The 15273-nt window shown below is 72.9% G+C and carries 16 protein-coding genes and 1 riboswitch; of the genes, 5 read left to right on the top strand and 11 right to left on the bottom strand.

Annotation, left to right across the window (positions count from 1 at the left end; all coding sequences use genetic code 11):
- Positions 1-256: 256 nt before the first annotated feature.
- The 5 genes from AC3EN4_RS16060 to AC3EN4_RS16040 all read right to left on the bottom strand — a co-directional run bounded on the left by AC3EN4_RS16060 (position 257) and on the right by AC3EN4_RS16040 (position 5475).
- On the bottom strand, positions 257-2341 hold the full coding sequence (locus tag AC3EN4_RS16060; RefSeq protein ID WP_435206621.1) for an acyl-CoA dehydrogenase family protein: 2085 nt from the start codon (positions 2339-2341) through the stop codon (positions 257-259).
- A 104-nt stretch (positions 2342-2445) separates the two neighbouring features.
- On the bottom strand, positions 2446-2949 hold the full coding sequence (locus AC3EN4_RS16055) for a DUF6328 family protein (RefSeq protein WP_435206620.1): 504 nt from the start codon (positions 2947-2949) through the stop codon (positions 2446-2448).
- A gap of 119 nt (positions 2950-3068) precedes the next feature.
- Positions 3069-3818 carry a sugar isomerase domain-containing protein gene (locus tag AC3EN4_RS16050; RefSeq protein WP_435206619.1) on the bottom strand — a complete coding sequence of 250 codons (750 nt, stop codon included), beginning with the start codon at positions 3816-3818 and terminating at the stop codon, positions 3069-3071.
- On the bottom strand, positions 3815-4621 hold the full coding sequence (locus tag AC3EN4_RS16045) for an AAC(3) family N-acetyltransferase (protein ID WP_435206618.1): 807 nt from the start codon (positions 4619-4621) through the stop codon (positions 3815-3817). Before AC3EN4_RS16045 ends, AC3EN4_RS16050 begins: the two co-directional genes overlap by 4 nt.
- Positions 4622-4644: 23 nt before the next feature.
- Positions 4645-5475, bottom strand: coding sequence for an alpha/beta fold hydrolase (locus tag AC3EN4_RS16040; RefSeq protein ID WP_435206617.1), 831 nt, complete (start codon positions 5473-5475; stop codon positions 4645-4647).
- 107 nt (positions 5476-5582) lie between these two features.
- A riboswitch (TPP riboswitch) is annotated at positions 5583-5687 on the top strand.
- Between the two features lie 77 nt (positions 5688-5764).
- Here AC3EN4_RS16040 and AC3EN4_RS16035 point away from each other — a divergent pair.
- The 3 genes from AC3EN4_RS16035 (at position 5765) to AC3EN4_RS16025 (ending at position 8844) form a co-directional block, all read left to right on the top strand.
- On the top strand, positions 5765-6352 hold the full coding sequence (locus AC3EN4_RS16035; RefSeq protein WP_435206616.1) for an ECF transporter S component: 588 nt from the start codon (positions 5765-5767) through the stop codon (positions 6350-6352).
- Between the two features lie 100 nt (positions 6353-6452).
- On the top strand, positions 6453-7868 hold the full coding sequence (locus AC3EN4_RS16030; protein ID WP_435206615.1) for an ABC transporter ATP-binding protein: 1416 nt from the start codon (positions 6453-6455) through the stop codon (positions 7866-7868).
- A gap of 175 nt (positions 7869-8043) precedes the next feature.
- On the top strand, positions 8044-8844 hold the full coding sequence (locus AC3EN4_RS16025) for an energy-coupling factor transporter transmembrane component T family protein (RefSeq protein ID WP_435206614.1): 801 nt from the start codon (positions 8044-8046) through the stop codon (positions 8842-8844).
- Between the two features lie 361 nt (positions 8845-9205).
- Here the strand turns inward: AC3EN4_RS16025 and AC3EN4_RS16020 are convergent, their stop codons facing one another.
- Positions 9206-9595 carry a hypothetical protein gene (locus tag AC3EN4_RS16020; protein WP_435206613.1) on the bottom strand — a complete coding sequence of 130 codons (390 nt, stop codon included), beginning with the start codon at positions 9593-9595 and terminating at the stop codon, positions 9206-9208.
- Between the two features lie 285 nt (positions 9596-9880).
- On the opposite strand from AC3EN4_RS16020, the gene AC3EN4_RS16015 reads away from it, so the two are divergent.
- Complete coding sequence (locus AC3EN4_RS16015; protein ID WP_435206612.1) at positions 9881-10177, top strand: MTH1187 family thiamine-binding protein; 297 nt, start codon at positions 9881-9883, stop codon at positions 10175-10177.
- Between the two features lie 144 nt (positions 10178-10321).
- Complete coding sequence (gene gndA / locus AC3EN4_RS16010) at positions 10322-11764, top strand: NADP-dependent phosphogluconate dehydrogenase (RefSeq protein ID WP_435206611.1); 1443 nt, start codon at positions 10322-10324, stop codon at positions 11762-11764.
- A gap of 174 nt (positions 11765-11938) precedes the next feature.
- Here the strand turns inward: gndA and AC3EN4_RS16005 are convergent, their stop codons facing one another.
- The 5 genes from AC3EN4_RS16005 to recO all read right to left on the bottom strand — a co-directional run bounded on the left by AC3EN4_RS16005 (position 11939) and on the right by recO (position 15195).
- Complete coding sequence (locus AC3EN4_RS16005; RefSeq protein ID WP_435206610.1) at positions 11939-12700, bottom strand: pirin family protein; 762 nt, start codon at positions 12698-12700, stop codon at positions 11939-11941.
- Positions 12697-12897, bottom strand: a complete 201-nt coding sequence (locus tag AC3EN4_RS16000) for a thioredoxin reductase (protein WP_422736435.1) — start codon at positions 12895-12897, stop codon at positions 12697-12699. The genes AC3EN4_RS16005 and AC3EN4_RS16000 overlap by 4 nt, the downstream gene beginning before the upstream one ends.
- Positions 12898-13218: 321 nt before the next feature.
- Positions 13219-13404 carry a hypothetical protein gene (locus tag AC3EN4_RS15995; RefSeq protein ID WP_334630275.1) on the bottom strand — a complete coding sequence of 62 codons (186 nt, stop codon included), beginning with the start codon at positions 13402-13404 and terminating at the stop codon, positions 13219-13221.
- A 67-nt stretch (positions 13405-13471) separates the two neighbouring features.
- Positions 13472-14284, bottom strand: a complete 813-nt coding sequence (locus AC3EN4_RS15990; protein WP_422736436.1) for an isoprenyl transferase — start codon at positions 14282-14284, stop codon at positions 13472-13474.
- Complete coding sequence (gene recO, locus AC3EN4_RS15985; RefSeq protein WP_422736437.1) at positions 14281-15195, bottom strand: DNA repair protein RecO; 915 nt, start codon at positions 15193-15195, stop codon at positions 14281-14283. The genes AC3EN4_RS15990 and recO overlap by 4 nt, the downstream gene beginning before the upstream one ends.
- Between the last annotated feature and the right edge of the window lie 78 nt (positions 15196-15273).

Below are 15273 nucleotides of genomic sequence, written 5' to 3'. Positions count from 1 at the left end.
CGGCCGCCCAGGCCGCCCAGGCCGCCCCAAGATCGTGCCTGAACCAGGAAGTAGTGGCATCGTGGTCGGAGGGATGCCACCGAATCCAGGATCGAGCGTGATCTTGCATCGCCCTCGGGCGTGATCCTGCATCGCCCTCGGGCGTGATCTTGCATCGCCCTCGGGCGTGATCTTGCATCACCCTCGGGCATGATCTTGCACCGCTCTCGGGCATGGGCTTGCGACAGGGTCGGGCGCGATCTCGCGCAGCGACCGGTTACGGCTTCGGGGGGATGCGGCGGCGGACGTCCTCGGCGGTGGACGGGCCGGGCTGCCAGCGGGCCACCCAGGGCAGCTCGGCGGACGGGGTGACGACGCCCTCCTCCAGGCTCGCGTAGCGGCCGGCGAGGATCCGTTTGGCGGCGGCGGTGTCGACCGAGTCGGTGTTGTCCCAGAGGGCGGCGAACAGGGCGTCCACCCGGACCCGGGCCTGCCGGCAGAAGAGGTCGGCCAGCTCGACGTTCTCGGGCCGGGCGTCGCGCTCGGCGGTGGCCCGGACGCAGACGGCGGACATCGCGAACAGCTCCGCGCCGATGTCCACGATGCGCCCGAGGAACGCCTGCTTGCGCTCCATCTTGCCCTGCCAGCGGGACATCGCGTAGAACGTCGAACGGGCCAGCTTGCGCGACGCGCGTTCCACCTGGCGCAGGTGGCCGGCGAGGGGGCCGAACTCGGCGTACCCGGATGGGCTCTGGCCCTTGCCGACCGTGAGGGTCGGCAACCACCGGGCGTAGAACGCTCCCGCCCGTGCCCCGGCGCGGGCCTTGCGGCCGAGCCCCGCCTCCGGGTCGATGATGTCGCCGGCCACCGACAGGTGGGCGTCGACGGCCTCCCGGGCGATCAGCAGGTGCATGATCTCGGTGGAACCCTCGAAGATCCGGTTGATGCGCAGGTCGCGGAGCACCTGTTCGACGTTGGCCGGGCGTTCACCCCGGGCGGCGAGTGAGTCGGCGGTCTCGTAGCCGCGTCCGCCGCGGATCTGGACCAACTCGTCGGCGATCTTCCAGGCCATCTCGCTGGCGTAGAGCTTGACCAGCGCCGCCTCGATCCGGATGTCGTTGCGGTCGTCGTCGGCGAGCAGGCAGCACAGGTCGAGCATGGTCTCCATGCCGTACGTGGTGGCGGCGATGAAGGAGAGCTTCTGGGCGACGGCCTCGTGCTCGCCCACCGGCCGGCCCCACTGGACGCGGTCGGCGGCCCATCCCCGGGCCACGTTCAACGCCCACTTGCCGGCGCCCACGCACATGGCCGGAAGGGAGAGCCGGCCGGTGTTGAGCGTGGTCAGGGCGATCTTGAGCCCCTTGCCCTCGCCGCCGATGACGTTCTCGGCGGGCACGAACACGTCGTGGAACCGGGTCAGACTGTTCTCCAAGCCGCGCAGGCCGACGAACTCGTTGCGCCGCTCCACGGTGATGCCGGCGCTGTCGCCCTCCACCACGAACGCGGTGATGCCGCCGCGTCGTCCCTCGGCGGCGGGTACCCGGGCCATCACCACCAGTAGGGTGGCCACGGTGCCGTTGGTGGCCCAGAGCTTCACCCCGTTGAGCCGGTAGCCGGTGCCGTCCTCGGTCGGCTCGGCGGTGGTGGCGAGTCGGGCCGGGTCCGAGCCGACGTCGGGCTCGGTGAGCAGGAACGCGGAGACCTCGCCGGCGGCGAGCCGGGGCAGGAAGCGTTGCTTCTGCTCGGCGGTGCCGAACATCTTCAGCGGTTGCGGCACGCCGATCGACTGGTGGGCCGAGAGCAGCGCCCCGATCGCCGGGCTGACCGAACCGGCCAGCATCAGCGCCCGGCAGTAGTGCAGGTTGCTCAGCCCCAGGCCGCCGTACTTCCGGTCGATCTTCATGCCGAACGCGCCGAGGTCGGCGAGGCCGTGGAAGACGGAGTCCGGGATGGCGGCGTCCCGCTCGATGGCCGCGCCGTCCACCTCGGCGGTGACGAAATCGCGGAGCCGGCCGAGGAAGTCCTCGGCGCGAGCCGCGTCGGCCGGGTCGGCGCGCGGCCACGGGTCGATGAGGTCGAGGCGGAACCGGCCGAGGAACAACTCCTTGCCGAAGCTGGGACGGTCCCAGGTGGACTCGCGCGCGGCCTCGGCGACCCGGCGAGCCTCCTTCTCGGAGACCTGCCCGGCCTCGGCCGGCAACGGCGCGGCGGACCCGGCAGTCCCGCCAGCGGCAGAAGCGGCAGCGCCGCCAGCAGCCGGCACGGCAGGCCCGGCGGCGGCAGAACCGGCAGCGGCAGACCCGGCGGCGGTCTCGGAATCGGGGCCGTCCGGTGCCGGTCGGCCGTCCTGTGTCGTGGTCACGGCTGCCCCCTCGAAACTCGGTGCGGCTGCTCGACGTGCGCGACTAACGCCACGCTACCCCCGCTTGTTACCCAGGGGTAGCGTCGCGTGAACATCGAGAGCGGTCAGCCGACGCTGAGAGTGTCCGGGTCGTCGTCCTCGTCGTCGATGTCGTCCTCACCCCAGTTGCGGCGGGCGAACGGCAGGATCACCCAGAAGACGAGGAACCAGAACCCGGCGAGCGCGCTCAGCACGAAGGCGATCGGCCGGTCCAGCACGAAGTCGGTGATCAGCAGCACCGCACTGACCATCGCGATCAGCATGAAGGCGAGGCCACCGGTCGCCATCCGGTGCGCGAACCGCACCAGTTCCGGCTTGCGCCCCTGGCGGAACAGCGCCCGGTGGAACGCCACCGGCGAAATGATCATCGCGGTAGCGGCGGCCGCGGCCAGCAGGGCGACGATGTAGACGTCGCGCTGGAACTCGCTGGTCCGGGTGAACCCGTTGCTGAACGGCAGGGTGAGCAGGAAGGCGAAGAGGATCTGCACGCCGGTCTGGGCGACCCGCAACTCCTGGAGCAGGTCAGCGAAGTTGCGCTGCCACCGTTGCTTCTCGGTCTCCTTGGACACCCGCTACCTCCGGTGAGACGGTACTGCCGGCGGTCCCGGCCGCCGGCAGCAACGCCAATGCCCCACCCGGCCGAGCCCGAAACTGGCTCACGACACCAGCCGTTCACCGGGCGGCAACGTCAGGACCCGCGACGGATCCGGCCCGCGTACCGGGCCTCCAGCGCGTTGTTGTGCGCGTCGCCGTCCGGGATGTTCGCCGACAGGTACACCGGGGGCCGCTCCCCCGCCGCGAGCAGCCGGGCCACCACCTCCACGGTGATCTGCTGGGCCAGCAGCGCGGCCGTGATCGAGGAGACCGCGCCGACCGCGCCCCCGCCCGGCAGCGGCAGCGTCGCGTCACCGTACGGGGCGCCGTTGTCGAGCACCACGTCGGCAATATCGGCCAGTTTGCGTCCGGACGGGTGGCGGGAGGTCATCCGGCCGGAGTGCTGCGCGGAGGTGATCGCCACCAGCGCGTGGCCCCGCTGCTTGACCAGCGTGGCGAACTCGACCATCGCGCCGTTGACCCCGGAGTTCGAGGCGAGCACGAAGACGTCGGCGGGTCGCACCGGGGCCAGCTCGTAGAGCCGGTGCGCCACCGCCGGGTCCCGTTCCAGCAGCGGTCCGAGCAGGTCGGTCGGCTCACCGCCGAGGAGCACCAGGTCCCGCAGGGCGATCCGGTTGGTGGGCACCAGCCCGCCCGCCCGGCCGGCGATCTCCATGGCGAGGGCCTCCGAGTGCCCGGTGCCGAAGGCGTGCACCACCCCGTCGGCGCGTACCGCCTCGGCGATCAGGTCGGCGGCCCGACCCACGGCCTCGGCCTGGCTGGCGGCCACCCGGGCCATCGTCTCGGTCACCACGGCCAGGTAGTCCTCGGCGCTCACCGTCATACGTCCTCCGTCCGTCTGTTGCGGGCGAACCACCGCACCGCGAAGTCGACCGCCGCCCGCTGGCGTACCAGCCTCGCCGTTCCGGTGCCCACCGGGCCGAGGCGGACCACCGTCGTGTCGTCGAGGTCGCGGCCCAGTGCGCCGAAGTCGCTCGAATCGAGCCGGGCGTCCTGCCACCACACCCACTCGCGGCCCCCGTCGGCGGTCCGCACCGCCGCGCCCAGCCGCTCCCGGACGACTGTGGGACGGCGGTACTCGGCCAGGTGCAGCGAGGTGTTGACGCCGTGGTCGACGCCGAGCAGCAGCACGTCGGCGTCCAGGTCGTAGAGCCGGGCCAGCGGTGAGACCTCGCCGAGCATGTCGGCCAGGGCGTGCCCGGCGACCACCCGCTCGGCCGCCGGGCCGAGCGCCGCGAACGACACCTGGGGGTGCGTGCTGCGCCGCGCCCCGGGCCAGCAGCGGACCGTCTCGGCGAGGACGCCCATGTACCGGCTCGGCGTGACCACCGGGTCGAAGCCGGGCATCTCGGCGCGGATCAGCGGCCACCAGTCCACCGGCACCGGCGGGTTCCGCCACTGCGCGGGGTCGCTGTTGTCAGGGGTGTGGGTGGGCACCACGATCGTGCCGTCCGGGCCGAGCGCGTCCCGCAGGGCGAGCACCAGTGCCTGCGGCCCGCCGCAGACATAACCCAGCTCGCGCATCCCGGTGTGCACGAGCACCGTCGATCCGGGGCGTACGCCCAGCAGCCGGAGTTGCGCGGCGATCGACCGGCGGGTGCCCGGTCCGCCGGTGGGCACGGTCACCGCTCTCCCCCGCCCGGCACGACTCAGGCCGTCCCGGCGACCCGGGCCAGGACCGCCTCGGCCAGCGCGGCGGGCGCGGCGTCGGGGATCCAGTGGCTCACCCCGGCCAGGGGTACGAAGAGGTAGTCGCCGGTGACGTGGGTGGCGCACGCCTCGGCGGCGGTCCGGCCGATCGCGACGTCCCGGTCGCTCCACACGTAGCTGGTCGGTACGGCGACCGGGCCGACGGCGGCCAGGTCGGCGCGGGACATGGCCCGGTACCAGTTCAGGGCGGCGGTGAGCGCGCCCGGCTCGCGCATCGGGTCGGCGTACCGGTTCACCCGGGCGGCGTCGCCCACCCCGCCGAGCAGCTTGCGCAGCGCCGTCGCGTGCCACGCCAACAGCACCTTCTCGGCCTTGTCCGGCTTGCGGAACAGCGCGATGTACGACGAGCGGGCCTTCTGTTGGGCGTCCGTGGCGAGCGCGTGCGCCATGGCCGCCGGATGCGGCACCGACACCGCGGTCAGCGTCCGGACCCGCTGCGGGTGCGCGGCGGCCACCGCCCAGGCCACGACCGCGCCCCAGTCGTGGCCGACGAGGTGCACGGCGTCCAGACCGAGCGCGTCGAGCACCGCCACGGCGTCGGCGACCAGTTCGGGGATGCGGTACCCCGCCACCTCGGCGGGGCGCGCGCCCGGCGAGTAGCCCCGCTGGTCCAGCGCGTACGTGCGCAGGCCGGCGTCGTGCAGCCGCGGCACGACCTCGTCCCACTCGCCGCTGTGCTGCGGAAAGCCGTGCAGCAGCAGGACGGGGTCGCCGTCGGACGGGCCGCCGGTGCGTACCTCGAACGTCAGACCCCGCGCGTCGACCTGCATGATCGTCAGCCTACCCAGCCGTCGTCGCGTCGGCCCGGATGCGCGGACCCCGGGACGCCCTGCTGGGCCGTTACCCCTGGTCGGTGCTAGCGTCAGCGAGACAACTTCACATCCGACAGGGGAGCGCACAGCGCTGAGAGTGCGGGTACGCCCGCAGACCCTCGAACCTGATCTGGGTAATGCCAGCGCAGGGAGTTCGGTCGACCTCCAGCCGCGCCGTGAGTCCGGTGCCACCGGTCGCGCGGCGTGCGTCTTCTCCTGGTTCGTACCACTGAACTGGGAGCACAGCATGGACAACACCACCAACCGTTGGCGCACGATCGACATCGTGGTCGCCTCGGTGATCGCGGTCGCCTTCGGCGTCATCTTCTGGGCCTGGGGCCTGGTCTGGAGCGCCACCGAGGGCGCGTTCGCCTTCTTCCCGCCGGCGCAGACGCTGATCTACGGCGTGTGGCTGATGCCGGCCGTGGTCGGCGGGCTGGTCATCCGCAAGCCCGGCGCGGCGCTCTACTGCGAGACGGTGGCGGCGGTCGTCTCCGCGCTGCTGGGCAGCCAGTGGGCCGGCACGGTCATCCCGCAGGGCATCGTGCAGGGCATCGGCGCCGAGCTGGCGTTCGCCGCCTTCCGCTACCGCTCGTACCGGCTGCCGACCGCCATGCTGGCCGGCGCGCTCACCGGCCTCAGCGCGGCGCTGTTCGACTTCTTCGTCTGGAACAGTGAGACCGAGCTGGTCAACTACCGCATCCCGTACGCCCTGCTCACCATCGTCAGCGCCACGATCATCGCGGGCGTCGGCGGCTGGGCGCTGACCCGCGCCCTGGCCAACACCGGCGTCCTGGACCGCCTCCCGTCAGGCCGCACCCGCGCCCTGATCTAGAACCTGCCCTTACCTCGTTGATCAAGAGGTTGGCGTCACCGCGAGGCGGGTTTCTGACGCGAACCTCTTGATCAACGACGACGGCGACCCGGGAGGAGGGGTGGTGGGGGTACTGCTGCGGGGGTTTGGGTGGCGGCACGCCGGGCGGCGGGCGTGGGCGCTGCGGGGGGTGGATCTGCGGGTGGCGGACGGGGAGCGGGTGCTGCTGCTCGGGCCCTCGGGGGCCGGCAAGAGCACCCTGCTCGCCGCCCTCGCCGGGCTGCTGCCCGAGGACTCCGGCGAGCAGGAGGGCACCGTCGAGATCGACGGGCTCGCCCCCCGCAAGGGCCGTGAGCGGGTCGGGATCGTCTTCCAGGACCCGCAGACCCAGCTGGTGATGGCGCGCAGCGGCGACGACGTCGCGTTCGGGTTGGAGAACCGGGGCGTACCGACCGACGAGATCTGGCCGCGCGTCGACGAGGCGCTGCGCCGGGTCGGCTTCCCGTACCCCCGGGACCGCAACACGGCCGCCCTCTCCGGCGGCGAGCAGCAGCGCCTCGCCCTGGCCGGCGCGCTGGCCCTGCGGCCCGGCCTGCTGCTGCTCGACGAGCCCACCGCGAACCTCGACCCGGCCGGGGCCGCCCTCGTCCGGGACGCGGTGGCGGGCGCGCTGGACGCCGACACCACCCTGATCCTCGTCGAACACCGGGTCGCCGAGGCCTTGCCGCTGGTCGACCGGGTGGTCGTCCTGGAGCCCGGCGGCGGCGTCCGCGCGGACGGGCCACCCGACACGGTCTTCGCCGCGCACGGCGACGCCCTCGCCGCCGAGGGGGTCTGGGTGCCCGGTCACCCCATCGCGCCGCGCCGGGCCACCGCCGCCGCCGGCGACGTGTTGCTCACCGCCGACCGGCTCGGCCTGCCGTCGCGGCTGGGCCCCACCGATCTGACGGTACGCGCCGGAGAGGCCCTCGCCGTACGCGGACCGAACGGGGCCGGCAAGTCCACCCTGGCGCTGCTGCTCGGCGGACTGCTCAAACCGGGAACGGGCCGGGTGACCGCCTCGGCCGAACTGGCCGGCACCCACCAGCGCACTCCCCCGCACCGCTGGCGCGCGCCCGTGCTGGCCCGACGGATCGGATCGGTCTTCCAGGACCCGGAGCACCAGTTCGTCACCGGCACCGTCTTCGACGAACTGGCGCTCGGCCCCCGCCGGACGGGTCAACCCGAGGCGGCCGTCAAGGAGACGGTGGCCGGGCTGCTCGAACGGTTGCGGCTGACCCGGCTCGCGGTGGCCAACCCGTACACCCTCTCCGGCGGGGAGGCGCGACGCCTCAGCGTGGCGACGGCCCTGGCCACCGCGCCCCGCCTGCTGATCTGCGACGAACCCACCTTCGGCCAGGACCGGCGCACCTGGCGTGAGCTGGTCGACCTCTTCGCGGACCTGCGCGACGCCGGGCACGGCGTCGTCAGCGTCACCCACGACCCGGACTTCGTCGCGGCGCTCGCCGACCGCACCGTCACCCTGGAGCGGCCGTGAGGGTGGTGACGCGCGACCGACGCCTCGGAGCGGCCGTGAGGATGGTGTCGCGCGGCAACCGACGCCTCAGAGCGGCCGTGAGCGTGGTAGCGCGCGGCAACCGACGCCTCGGAGCGGCCGTGAGCGTGGTAGCGCGCGGCAACCGACGCCTCGACGCCGGACGGGAGGCGCGCGGATGATCAGCATCGAACCGGTCGCCCGGCCCGGAGCGCCGCTGGCCCGGCGCAACCCGGTGGCGAAGCTAGCCGCTGCGCTGGTCTTCTCGTTCACCCTGCTGGCCACGCTCGACCCGGTGGCCCCCGCGATCGCCATCGGCGTCGAACTGGCCGTGCTGCCGCTGTTCGGCCTGCGCTACCGGGTGCTGGCCCGGCGGGCCCTGCCGTTGCTGCTCAGCGCCGTCGGCATCCTGGTCACCCTGGTGCTCTTCGCGGCTGACCAGTCCGGTCGTGTCCTGCTGCACGCCGGACCGGTACTGGTGAGCACCGGCGTGCTGCTCACCGCGCTCGGACTGGTGCTGCGGATCTTCGCGGTGGCCCTGCCCGGCGTGATCGTCTTCGCCACCACCGACCCGACCGACCTGGCGGACGCGTTGATCCAGAACGCGAAGGCGCCCGCCCGGTTCGCCGTCGGGGCGCTGGCCGCGTTCCGGCTGGTACCGCTGCTCGGCCAGGAGTGGCAGATGATCAGCATGGCCCGACGCGCACGCGGCGTCGACGCGGGACGCAATCCCGTGGCCAAGTTACGACTCTTCGCGTCCACGGCGTTCGCACTGCTGGTCGGGGCGATCCGTCGAGGTACCCGGCTGGCCGTCGCGATGGACGCCCGCGGCTTCGACGCCGGCACACCCCGTACCGTTGCCCGCCGACAGCGCTTCGGACTCGCCGACACGCTGCTGATCGTCGGCGCGGCCGCGCTGGCCGGCGCGGCGCTGACGACGAGCATCCTGGCCGGAACCTTCCGCCCCCTGCTCGGCTGACACCGCCGCGCCGCGCCACGGCCTGCGGCCACGGCGTGCCGGACCACGGCGTGCGGGGCCACGCCGTGCGGGGCCACGGCGCGCCGGGCGGCATGCCGGACCGCCGCGTGTGTGGCCGCCACGTGCGTGGTCGCCGCATGCCGGGCGACGTGCCGGGCCTGGGCAGGGCCGCCGCACGCTGGCCGCCGCGTGCCGGGCCGCAGCCCGGGCTTGGGCAGGGCCGGCGGGCCGGTCGATCGGCGGCCAGCCGGTGGCAAGATCCGCGCAACTTCGGGGATGTAGTGGCCTCACCAGAGTGGGAAGCCACTACATCCCGGACGTTGCTGTCACCGACCGGCGCCCACGGCCCCGGACGGCTCGGTCAGCTACGCCGGAAGGCGTAGCGGCGGGTCTGGCCCGCCGGCTGACTGCGGCCGCCGGCCGAGCGGCTGCCGCCCGTCGGCGGTCCGGCCGTGGGCGCGGACGGTCGCCGGGCCGGCGTCGGCAGATCCTCCACCGCCGGCGCGTCGACCGCCGCCGGCACGTCGACCGGCAGTGCCACGTCGGTCGGGACAGCTCCGGGCCGCAACGGCTCGATGGTCGCCGCCGGGTCGACCAACGCCGCCAGCGGCGTGGGCTCGACCAGGGCCGCCGGCAGCGCCGACTCGCCCTCGGCAGCAGGGCTGGCCGGGCCGTGGTCGGCCGCCGGGACCTGTCCGGACGGGGTCATCTTCGGGGTACGGGACTTCTTCGGGTTACGCCTGGCGGGCATCCGGGCCTCCTTCGGTGCCGACCGTCCCGGCCGTTCCCGCGCTCCGGCGGTCGGTCGGATCGGCTGGTGACCGTCGCGGCGCGACGGTGGAGTGGGAGGGACTGCTCACCGGGATCGGGCGGCTGACGCCGTCGACGGCGCAGGGAAGAGCGCGCGACGCCCGGGAGCGCACGGACCGCGACGCGGGGCGGCGGACCGGCTCGGAAGGGGGCGTCAGTTACGCATGCCGAGACCCTAACCGCCGACGGGGAGGACGCGCATCCGAATTACTGGCACGATCGGCACATGCTGATCGCGTTCTCGATCACTCCGCTGGGCGGTGGCGAATCCGTGGGCGACCTCGTCGCCGAGGCGGTACGGGTGGTACGCGCGTCCGGGCTGCCGAACCGGACCGACGCCATGTTCACCACTGTCGAGGGCGAGTGGGACGAGGTGATGGCGGTGGTCAAGCGGGCCGTCGACGTGGTGGCCGCGCAGGCGCCCCGGGTGAGCGTCGTCCTCAAGGCCGACGTCCGACCCGGGGTCACCGATGCGCTCACGGCGAAGGTGGCGCGGGTGGAGGAACGACTCGCCCAGGGGTGAGCGGCCGGTGCGACGACCGCGATGTACGTGGTGGACGGACGGCCCGCGACCAGGCGGTGACCCGCCGTGGGACGACCTGCCCGTGATGCCGGATGCCGCGATACCGTCGCAGGGACAGTTCGACGGCGAGAGGTGGCGGCACGAATGGCTCAGCAGGCGACAGCGCAGATCGGCGTGACCGGGCTGGCGGTGATGGGCCGGAACCTGGCCCGCAACCTGGCCCGCAACGGCTTCACCGTGGCGGTGCACAACCGGTCCCCGGAACGCACCCGCAGCCTCGTCGCGGAGCACGGCGACGAGGGCACCTTCGTGCCCGGTGAGACGATGGCCGACTTCGTGGCGTCGCTGGAGCGTCCCCGCGCGGTGATCGTGATGGTCAAGGCGGGCGCGCCCACCGACGCGGTCATCGACGAGCTGGTACCGCTGCTGGACGAGGGCGACATCATCGTCGACTGCGGCAACGCGCACTTCGCCGACACCCGCCGCCGCGAGGAGTCGCTACGCGCGCAGGGGCTGCACTTCAGCGGCACCGGCGTCTCCGGCGGCGAGGAGGGCGCGCTGCTCGGCCCGAGCATCATGCCGGGCGGCTCCGACGAGTCGTACGCGAAGCTCGGGCCGATGTTCGAGAAGATCGCCGCCCAGGTGGACGGTGTGCCGTGCTGCACGCACGTCGGGCCGGACGGCGCCGGGCACTTCGTCAAGATGGTGCACAACGGCATCGAGTACGCCGACATGCAGCTCATCGCCGAGGCGTACGACCTGCTGCGGGCCGGGCTGGACGCCACCCCGGCGGAGATCGCGGAGATCTTCCGGGAGTGGAACAGCGGCGAGCTGGAGTCGTTCCTCATCGAGATCACCGCCGACGTGTTGGCGCACACCGACGCGGCGACCGGTCGCGCGTTCGTCGACATCGTGCAGGACCGGGCCGAGCAGAAGGGCACCGGCCGGTGGACCGTGCAGAGCGCCCTGGACCTGGGCATTCCGATCACCGGGATCGCCGAGGCGACGTTCGCGCGTTCGCTGTCCGGGCACGTCGACCAGCGTGAGGCGGCCCGCCGGGCGTTCCCGGACGCCGGTGAGAAGTGGCAGGTGGCCGACCGGGACGCGTTCGTCGAGGACGTCCGCCGGGCACTGCTCGCTTCCAAGATCGTCGCGTACGCGCAGGGCTTCGACCACATCCGCGCCGGCAGCAGCGAGTACAACTGGGACATCGACCTGGGCGGCACGGCGACCATCTGGCGGGGTGGCTGCATCATCCGGGCCCGCTTCCTGAACCGCATCCGCGAGGCGTACGACGAGCAGCCCGACCTGCCGACGCTGCTGGTGGCGCCGTACTTCGCCGAGGCGGTCAGCGCGGGCGTGCCGAGCTGGCGGCGGGTGGTGGCCGACGCGGCGCAGGCGGGTGTGCCGACGCCGGCGTTCTCGTCGTCGCTGGCCTACTTCGACGCGCTGCGGGCCGAGCGGCTCCCCGCCGCGCTGATCCAGGGTCTGCGGGACAACTTCGGCGCGCACACCTACCAGCGGGTCGACCGCGAGGGCTCGTTCCACACCACCTGGGCCGGCGACAAGACCGAGTCCCCGGCGTAACGCCCACGGCCCACGGCCCACGGCCCACGGCCCACGGCCCACGGCCCACGGCCCACGGCCCACGGCCCACGGCCCACGGCAAGATCGTGCTCGAACCATGATGTAGTGGCCTCCGCAATGCAGGGAGGCCACTACATCCATGTTCGAGCACGATCATGAGGGCCCTGCGGACACTCAGGCCACCGTGGCGTGCATCTCCCAGACGAGGATCTCGGCCGGCTCGTCGGCGCTGACCCGTCGACCGCCGGTCATGGTGAGCCTCGCCGCGTCGCCGGTGCCGAGGGGGCCGCTGCCCTCCAGGGTGACCGTGCCGTCGGGCACGTACAGGTGCACGAAGGGTGCGTCCGGGATGGTGACCTCGTCGCCGGGGCGGAGGCGGGCGGCGTGCAGGGTCGCGTACCGGTTGCGGATCCGGATGGCGGACGCGCCGTCGTAGCGGTCCATCCCGGAGGCGATCGGCACCAGGCCGCCGCGCAGCAACTCGTCCTCGATCTCCAACTGCTCGTAGCCGGGGTCGACACCCTGCTCGTCGGGGAGCACCCACATCTGCACGAAGTGCACCGGGTCGCTGTGCGGCTGCTGGTTGTTCAGGCGCCAGGCGTCGTTCTTCTCCGAGTGCAGGATGCCGGTGCCGGCGCTCATCCGCTGCGCCAGGCCCGGGTAGATGACACCGGAGTGGCCGGTGGAGTCCTGGTGCACCAGCGAACCCCGCAGCACCCAGGTGACGATCTCCATGTCCTGGTGCGGGTGGGTCTCGAAGCCGGCGCCCGGCCGGACCACGTCGTCGTTGTTGACCAGCAGCAGCCCGTGGTGGGTGTTGGCCGGGTCGTAGTGCCGGGAGAACGAGAACGAGTGCTTGGAGTCCAGCCAGGAGATCCGGGTGGCGAAGCGGTCCTGGGCGCGGCGTACGTCGACCGCCGGGGCGGGTGCGGTCACCAGGCACGCTGCCCGGCGTCGGGGGTCGACGGCGCCCAACTCAGGGCCGGCTCTCCGATGGCCAGTTCGGCGATCTCACCGGTACGCAGCGCGGGGGTGTGACCGAACTCCGCGCAGTGCTGCTCGGCGATCTCGGCGCAGATCTCGGCGACCTGCTCACAGATCGGGTCACCCAGGTCGGCCGCGTTCAACGCCATGATCATTTTGTACCGGAGATCCCGCACACCCACCCCCACCCGACAGTTCCCGCTCCCCCTCCCGAACCCTACCGACCCCCACCCCGACAAGCCCCAAAATCCCCCACCCCGCACCCCAACCCTGAGCCCTCAGCCCTCAGCCCCGCCGATCTTGCACTTATGGTGGTCGATCAGTCCACTTCCGCACCTTTCGTCGCCACCGAAACTGCAAGATCGGCGGGACTAAGGGGTGGGGCGTGGGGTGGGGGTATGGGGAGGCGCCGCCTCGCACGAGTTTGTGCGGGGCGGCGCCGGGTTGGGGAAGTGGGTCGGTGGGGAGCGTTACCAGAATCGGCGGCGCTTGGCTTTCTGCGGGCGGATCAGGTCCGCACCCTTCGTCAGCAGCCGCGTCGCCCCGGAGGGACCACGCCGGGCCTCCAGGGTGTGGCTGAGCCGGCGCGCGCCGGCCGCGGCCAGTGGCACCGCGACGGCCATCACCGCCCACTGGGCAATGCGCTTCTGGATCATGTGGGTTCACCTCCGTCAGTGGCTCCTGACGTTCCTGGTACCCAGCGTGACGTGTGGGTAAGCCTGTTCAGGCCGTCGGGGCCACCGGATTGGGTAGCGCGCCCCCGAAGCGCCGGTCCCGCTGGGCGTACAGCTCGCACGCGTACCAGAGGTGGCGGCGGTCGAAGTCCGGCCAGAGCGTGTCGAGGAAGACCAACTCGGCGTACGCGGTCTGCCAGAGCAGGAAGTTGGAGATCCGTTCCTCGCCGGAGGGCCGCAGGAACAGGTCCACCTCCGGGATCTCCGGGTGGTAGAGGTATTTCGCGACGGTCTTCTCGGTGACCTTCGCCGGGTCCAGTCGACCGGCCGCCACGTCCCGGGCGATCGCGGCGGCGGCGTCGCCGATCTCGGCCTGCCCGCCGTAGTTGACGCAGAACTGCAGGGTGAGCGTGGAGTTGTCGCGGGACATCTCCTCGGCGGTCTGCAACTCGGAGATGACGCTCTTCCACAGCCGCCCCGGCCGCCCCGACCAGACCACCCGGACACCCAGGTCGACCAACTGGTCACGGCGTCGCCGGATGACGTCCCGGTTGAACCCCATCAGGAACCGGACCTCGTCGGGCGAGCGCCGCCAGTTCTCGGTGGAGAACGCGTACGCCGACAGGTAGGGGATGCCCATCTCGATCGCGCCCTCGATGGTGTCGAAGAGGCTGTGCTCCCCCGCCTCGTGGCCCTTGGTACGGGCCATCCCGCGCTCCTTGGCCCACCGACCGTTGCCGTCCATCACGATGGCCACGTGCTTCGGCACCGCCTCGCTGGGCAGCGCCGGCGGCCGGGCGCCGGACGGGTGGGGCGTCGGTGGCGTCGGCTCGCGCCGACCGGGCCTCGTCGATCGGATCACTCGGCTCTCTCCTTGCTCGTGCCGTCCGCTCCGGCCTCGGCGTCACCGCGCGGCCGGAGCATCGCAGCCCCGGCCTCCACGTCACCGCGCGGCCGGAGCATCCCCGCCCCACCGCCGCCCGGCGGCGGGACCGTGCCGGCGACCGGGGTGCCCCGGTCTACCAGCGGCAGCGAGCGTAACGCGCGTTCCAGGTGCCACTGGAGGTGCGCCGCCACCAGGCCGCTGCACTCCCGGCGTACCCCGGTGTCGGTGGCATCGGCGACCACCCAGTCGCCGGTGGTCAGCGCGGACATCAGGTCGATGGTGGCCGGCGCGGGGTGGGCCGCCCCCGGCGGCCGGCAGTCCGGGCAGACCGCGCCGCCGGCCGGCACGGAGAACGCGCGGTGCCGCCCGGGGGTGCCGCAGACCGCGCAGGCGGTCAGCGCCGGCGCCCAGCCGGCGAGAGCCATCCCCCGCAGCAGGTACGCGTCGAGCACCAGGGTGGTGTCGTGCTCACCCCGGGACAGCGCTTTCAACGCCCCCACGGTGAGCTGGAACAACCGCAGCGACGGTTCCCGCTCGACGGGGGTCAGGCGCTCGGCGGTCTCGGCGATCGCGCTGGCCGCCGTGTAGCGGGGATAGTCGCCGAGGAACCGCTTGCCGTACAGGTCGATGCCCTCGACCTGGCTGACCGTGTGCAGCGAGCTGCCGTGGTTGCCCTTGGGGTCACCGGCGAGTTGCAGGTCGACGTGACCGAACGGCTCCAGCCGGGCGCCGAACTTGCTCGTGGTGCGCCGGACGCCGCGGGCCACCGCCCGCAGCCGACCGTGCCGGCGGGTGAGCAGGGTGATGATCCGGTCGGACTCGCCGAGTTTCTGCACACGCAGCACCACCGCGTCGTCGCGGTAGAGCTGTCGGCGGTACCCGGCCATCGGACCATTCTCCCTCGGGGTGTGAAATCAGGGTCGGTTCGGGGTGCGGGCGAGGATGAACCCCGATGCGCCGGGCCG

The sequence above is a fragment of the Micromonospora sp. bgisy143 genome (assembly GCF_057708145.1).
The sequence above is the reverse complement of the archived record's forward strand: the minus strand, read 5'-3'. Positions and strand labels throughout refer to the sequence as shown.

Bases quoted from the DNA above. Each gene is read 5' to 3' on its own strand.
- AC3EN4_RS16040 (WP_435206617.1), bottom strand. From the start codon at position 5,475: ATGCAGGTCGACGCGCGGGGTCTGACGTTCGAGGTACGCACCGGCGGC.
- AC3EN4_RS16000 (WP_422736435.1), bottom strand. From the start codon at position 12,897: ATGGCGTTGAACGCGGCCGACCTGGGTGACCCGATCTGTGAGCAGGTC.
- AC3EN4_RS16035 (WP_435206616.1), top strand. From the start codon at position 5,765: ATGGACAACACCACCAACCGTTGGCGCACGATCGACATCGTGGTCGCC.
- recO (WP_422736437.1), bottom strand. From the start codon at position 15,195: ATGGCCGGGTACCGCCGACAGCTCTACCGCGACGACGCGGTGGTGCTG.
- AC3EN4_RS16020 (WP_435206613.1), bottom strand. From the start codon at position 9,595: ATGCCCGCCAGGCGTAACCCGAAGAAGTCCCGTACCCCGAAGATGACC.
- AC3EN4_RS15995 (WP_334630275.1), bottom strand. From the start codon at position 13,404: ATGATCCAGAAGCGCATTGCCCAGTGGGCGGTGATGGCCGTCGCGGTG.
- AC3EN4_RS16050 (WP_435206619.1), bottom strand. From the start codon at position 3,818: ATGACGGTGAGCGCCGAGGACTACCTGGCCGTGGTGACCGAGACGATG.
- gndA (WP_435206611.1), top strand. From the start codon at position 10,322: ATGGCTCAGCAGGCGACAGCGCAGATCGGCGTGACCGGGCTGGCGGTG.
- AC3EN4_RS16025 (WP_435206614.1), top strand. From the start codon at position 8,044: ATGATCAGCATCGAACCGGTCGCCCGGCCCGGAGCGCCGCTGGCCCGG.
- AC3EN4_RS16015 (WP_435206612.1), top strand. From the start codon at position 9,881: ATGCTGATCGCGTTCTCGATCACTCCGCTGGGCGGTGGCGAATCCGTG.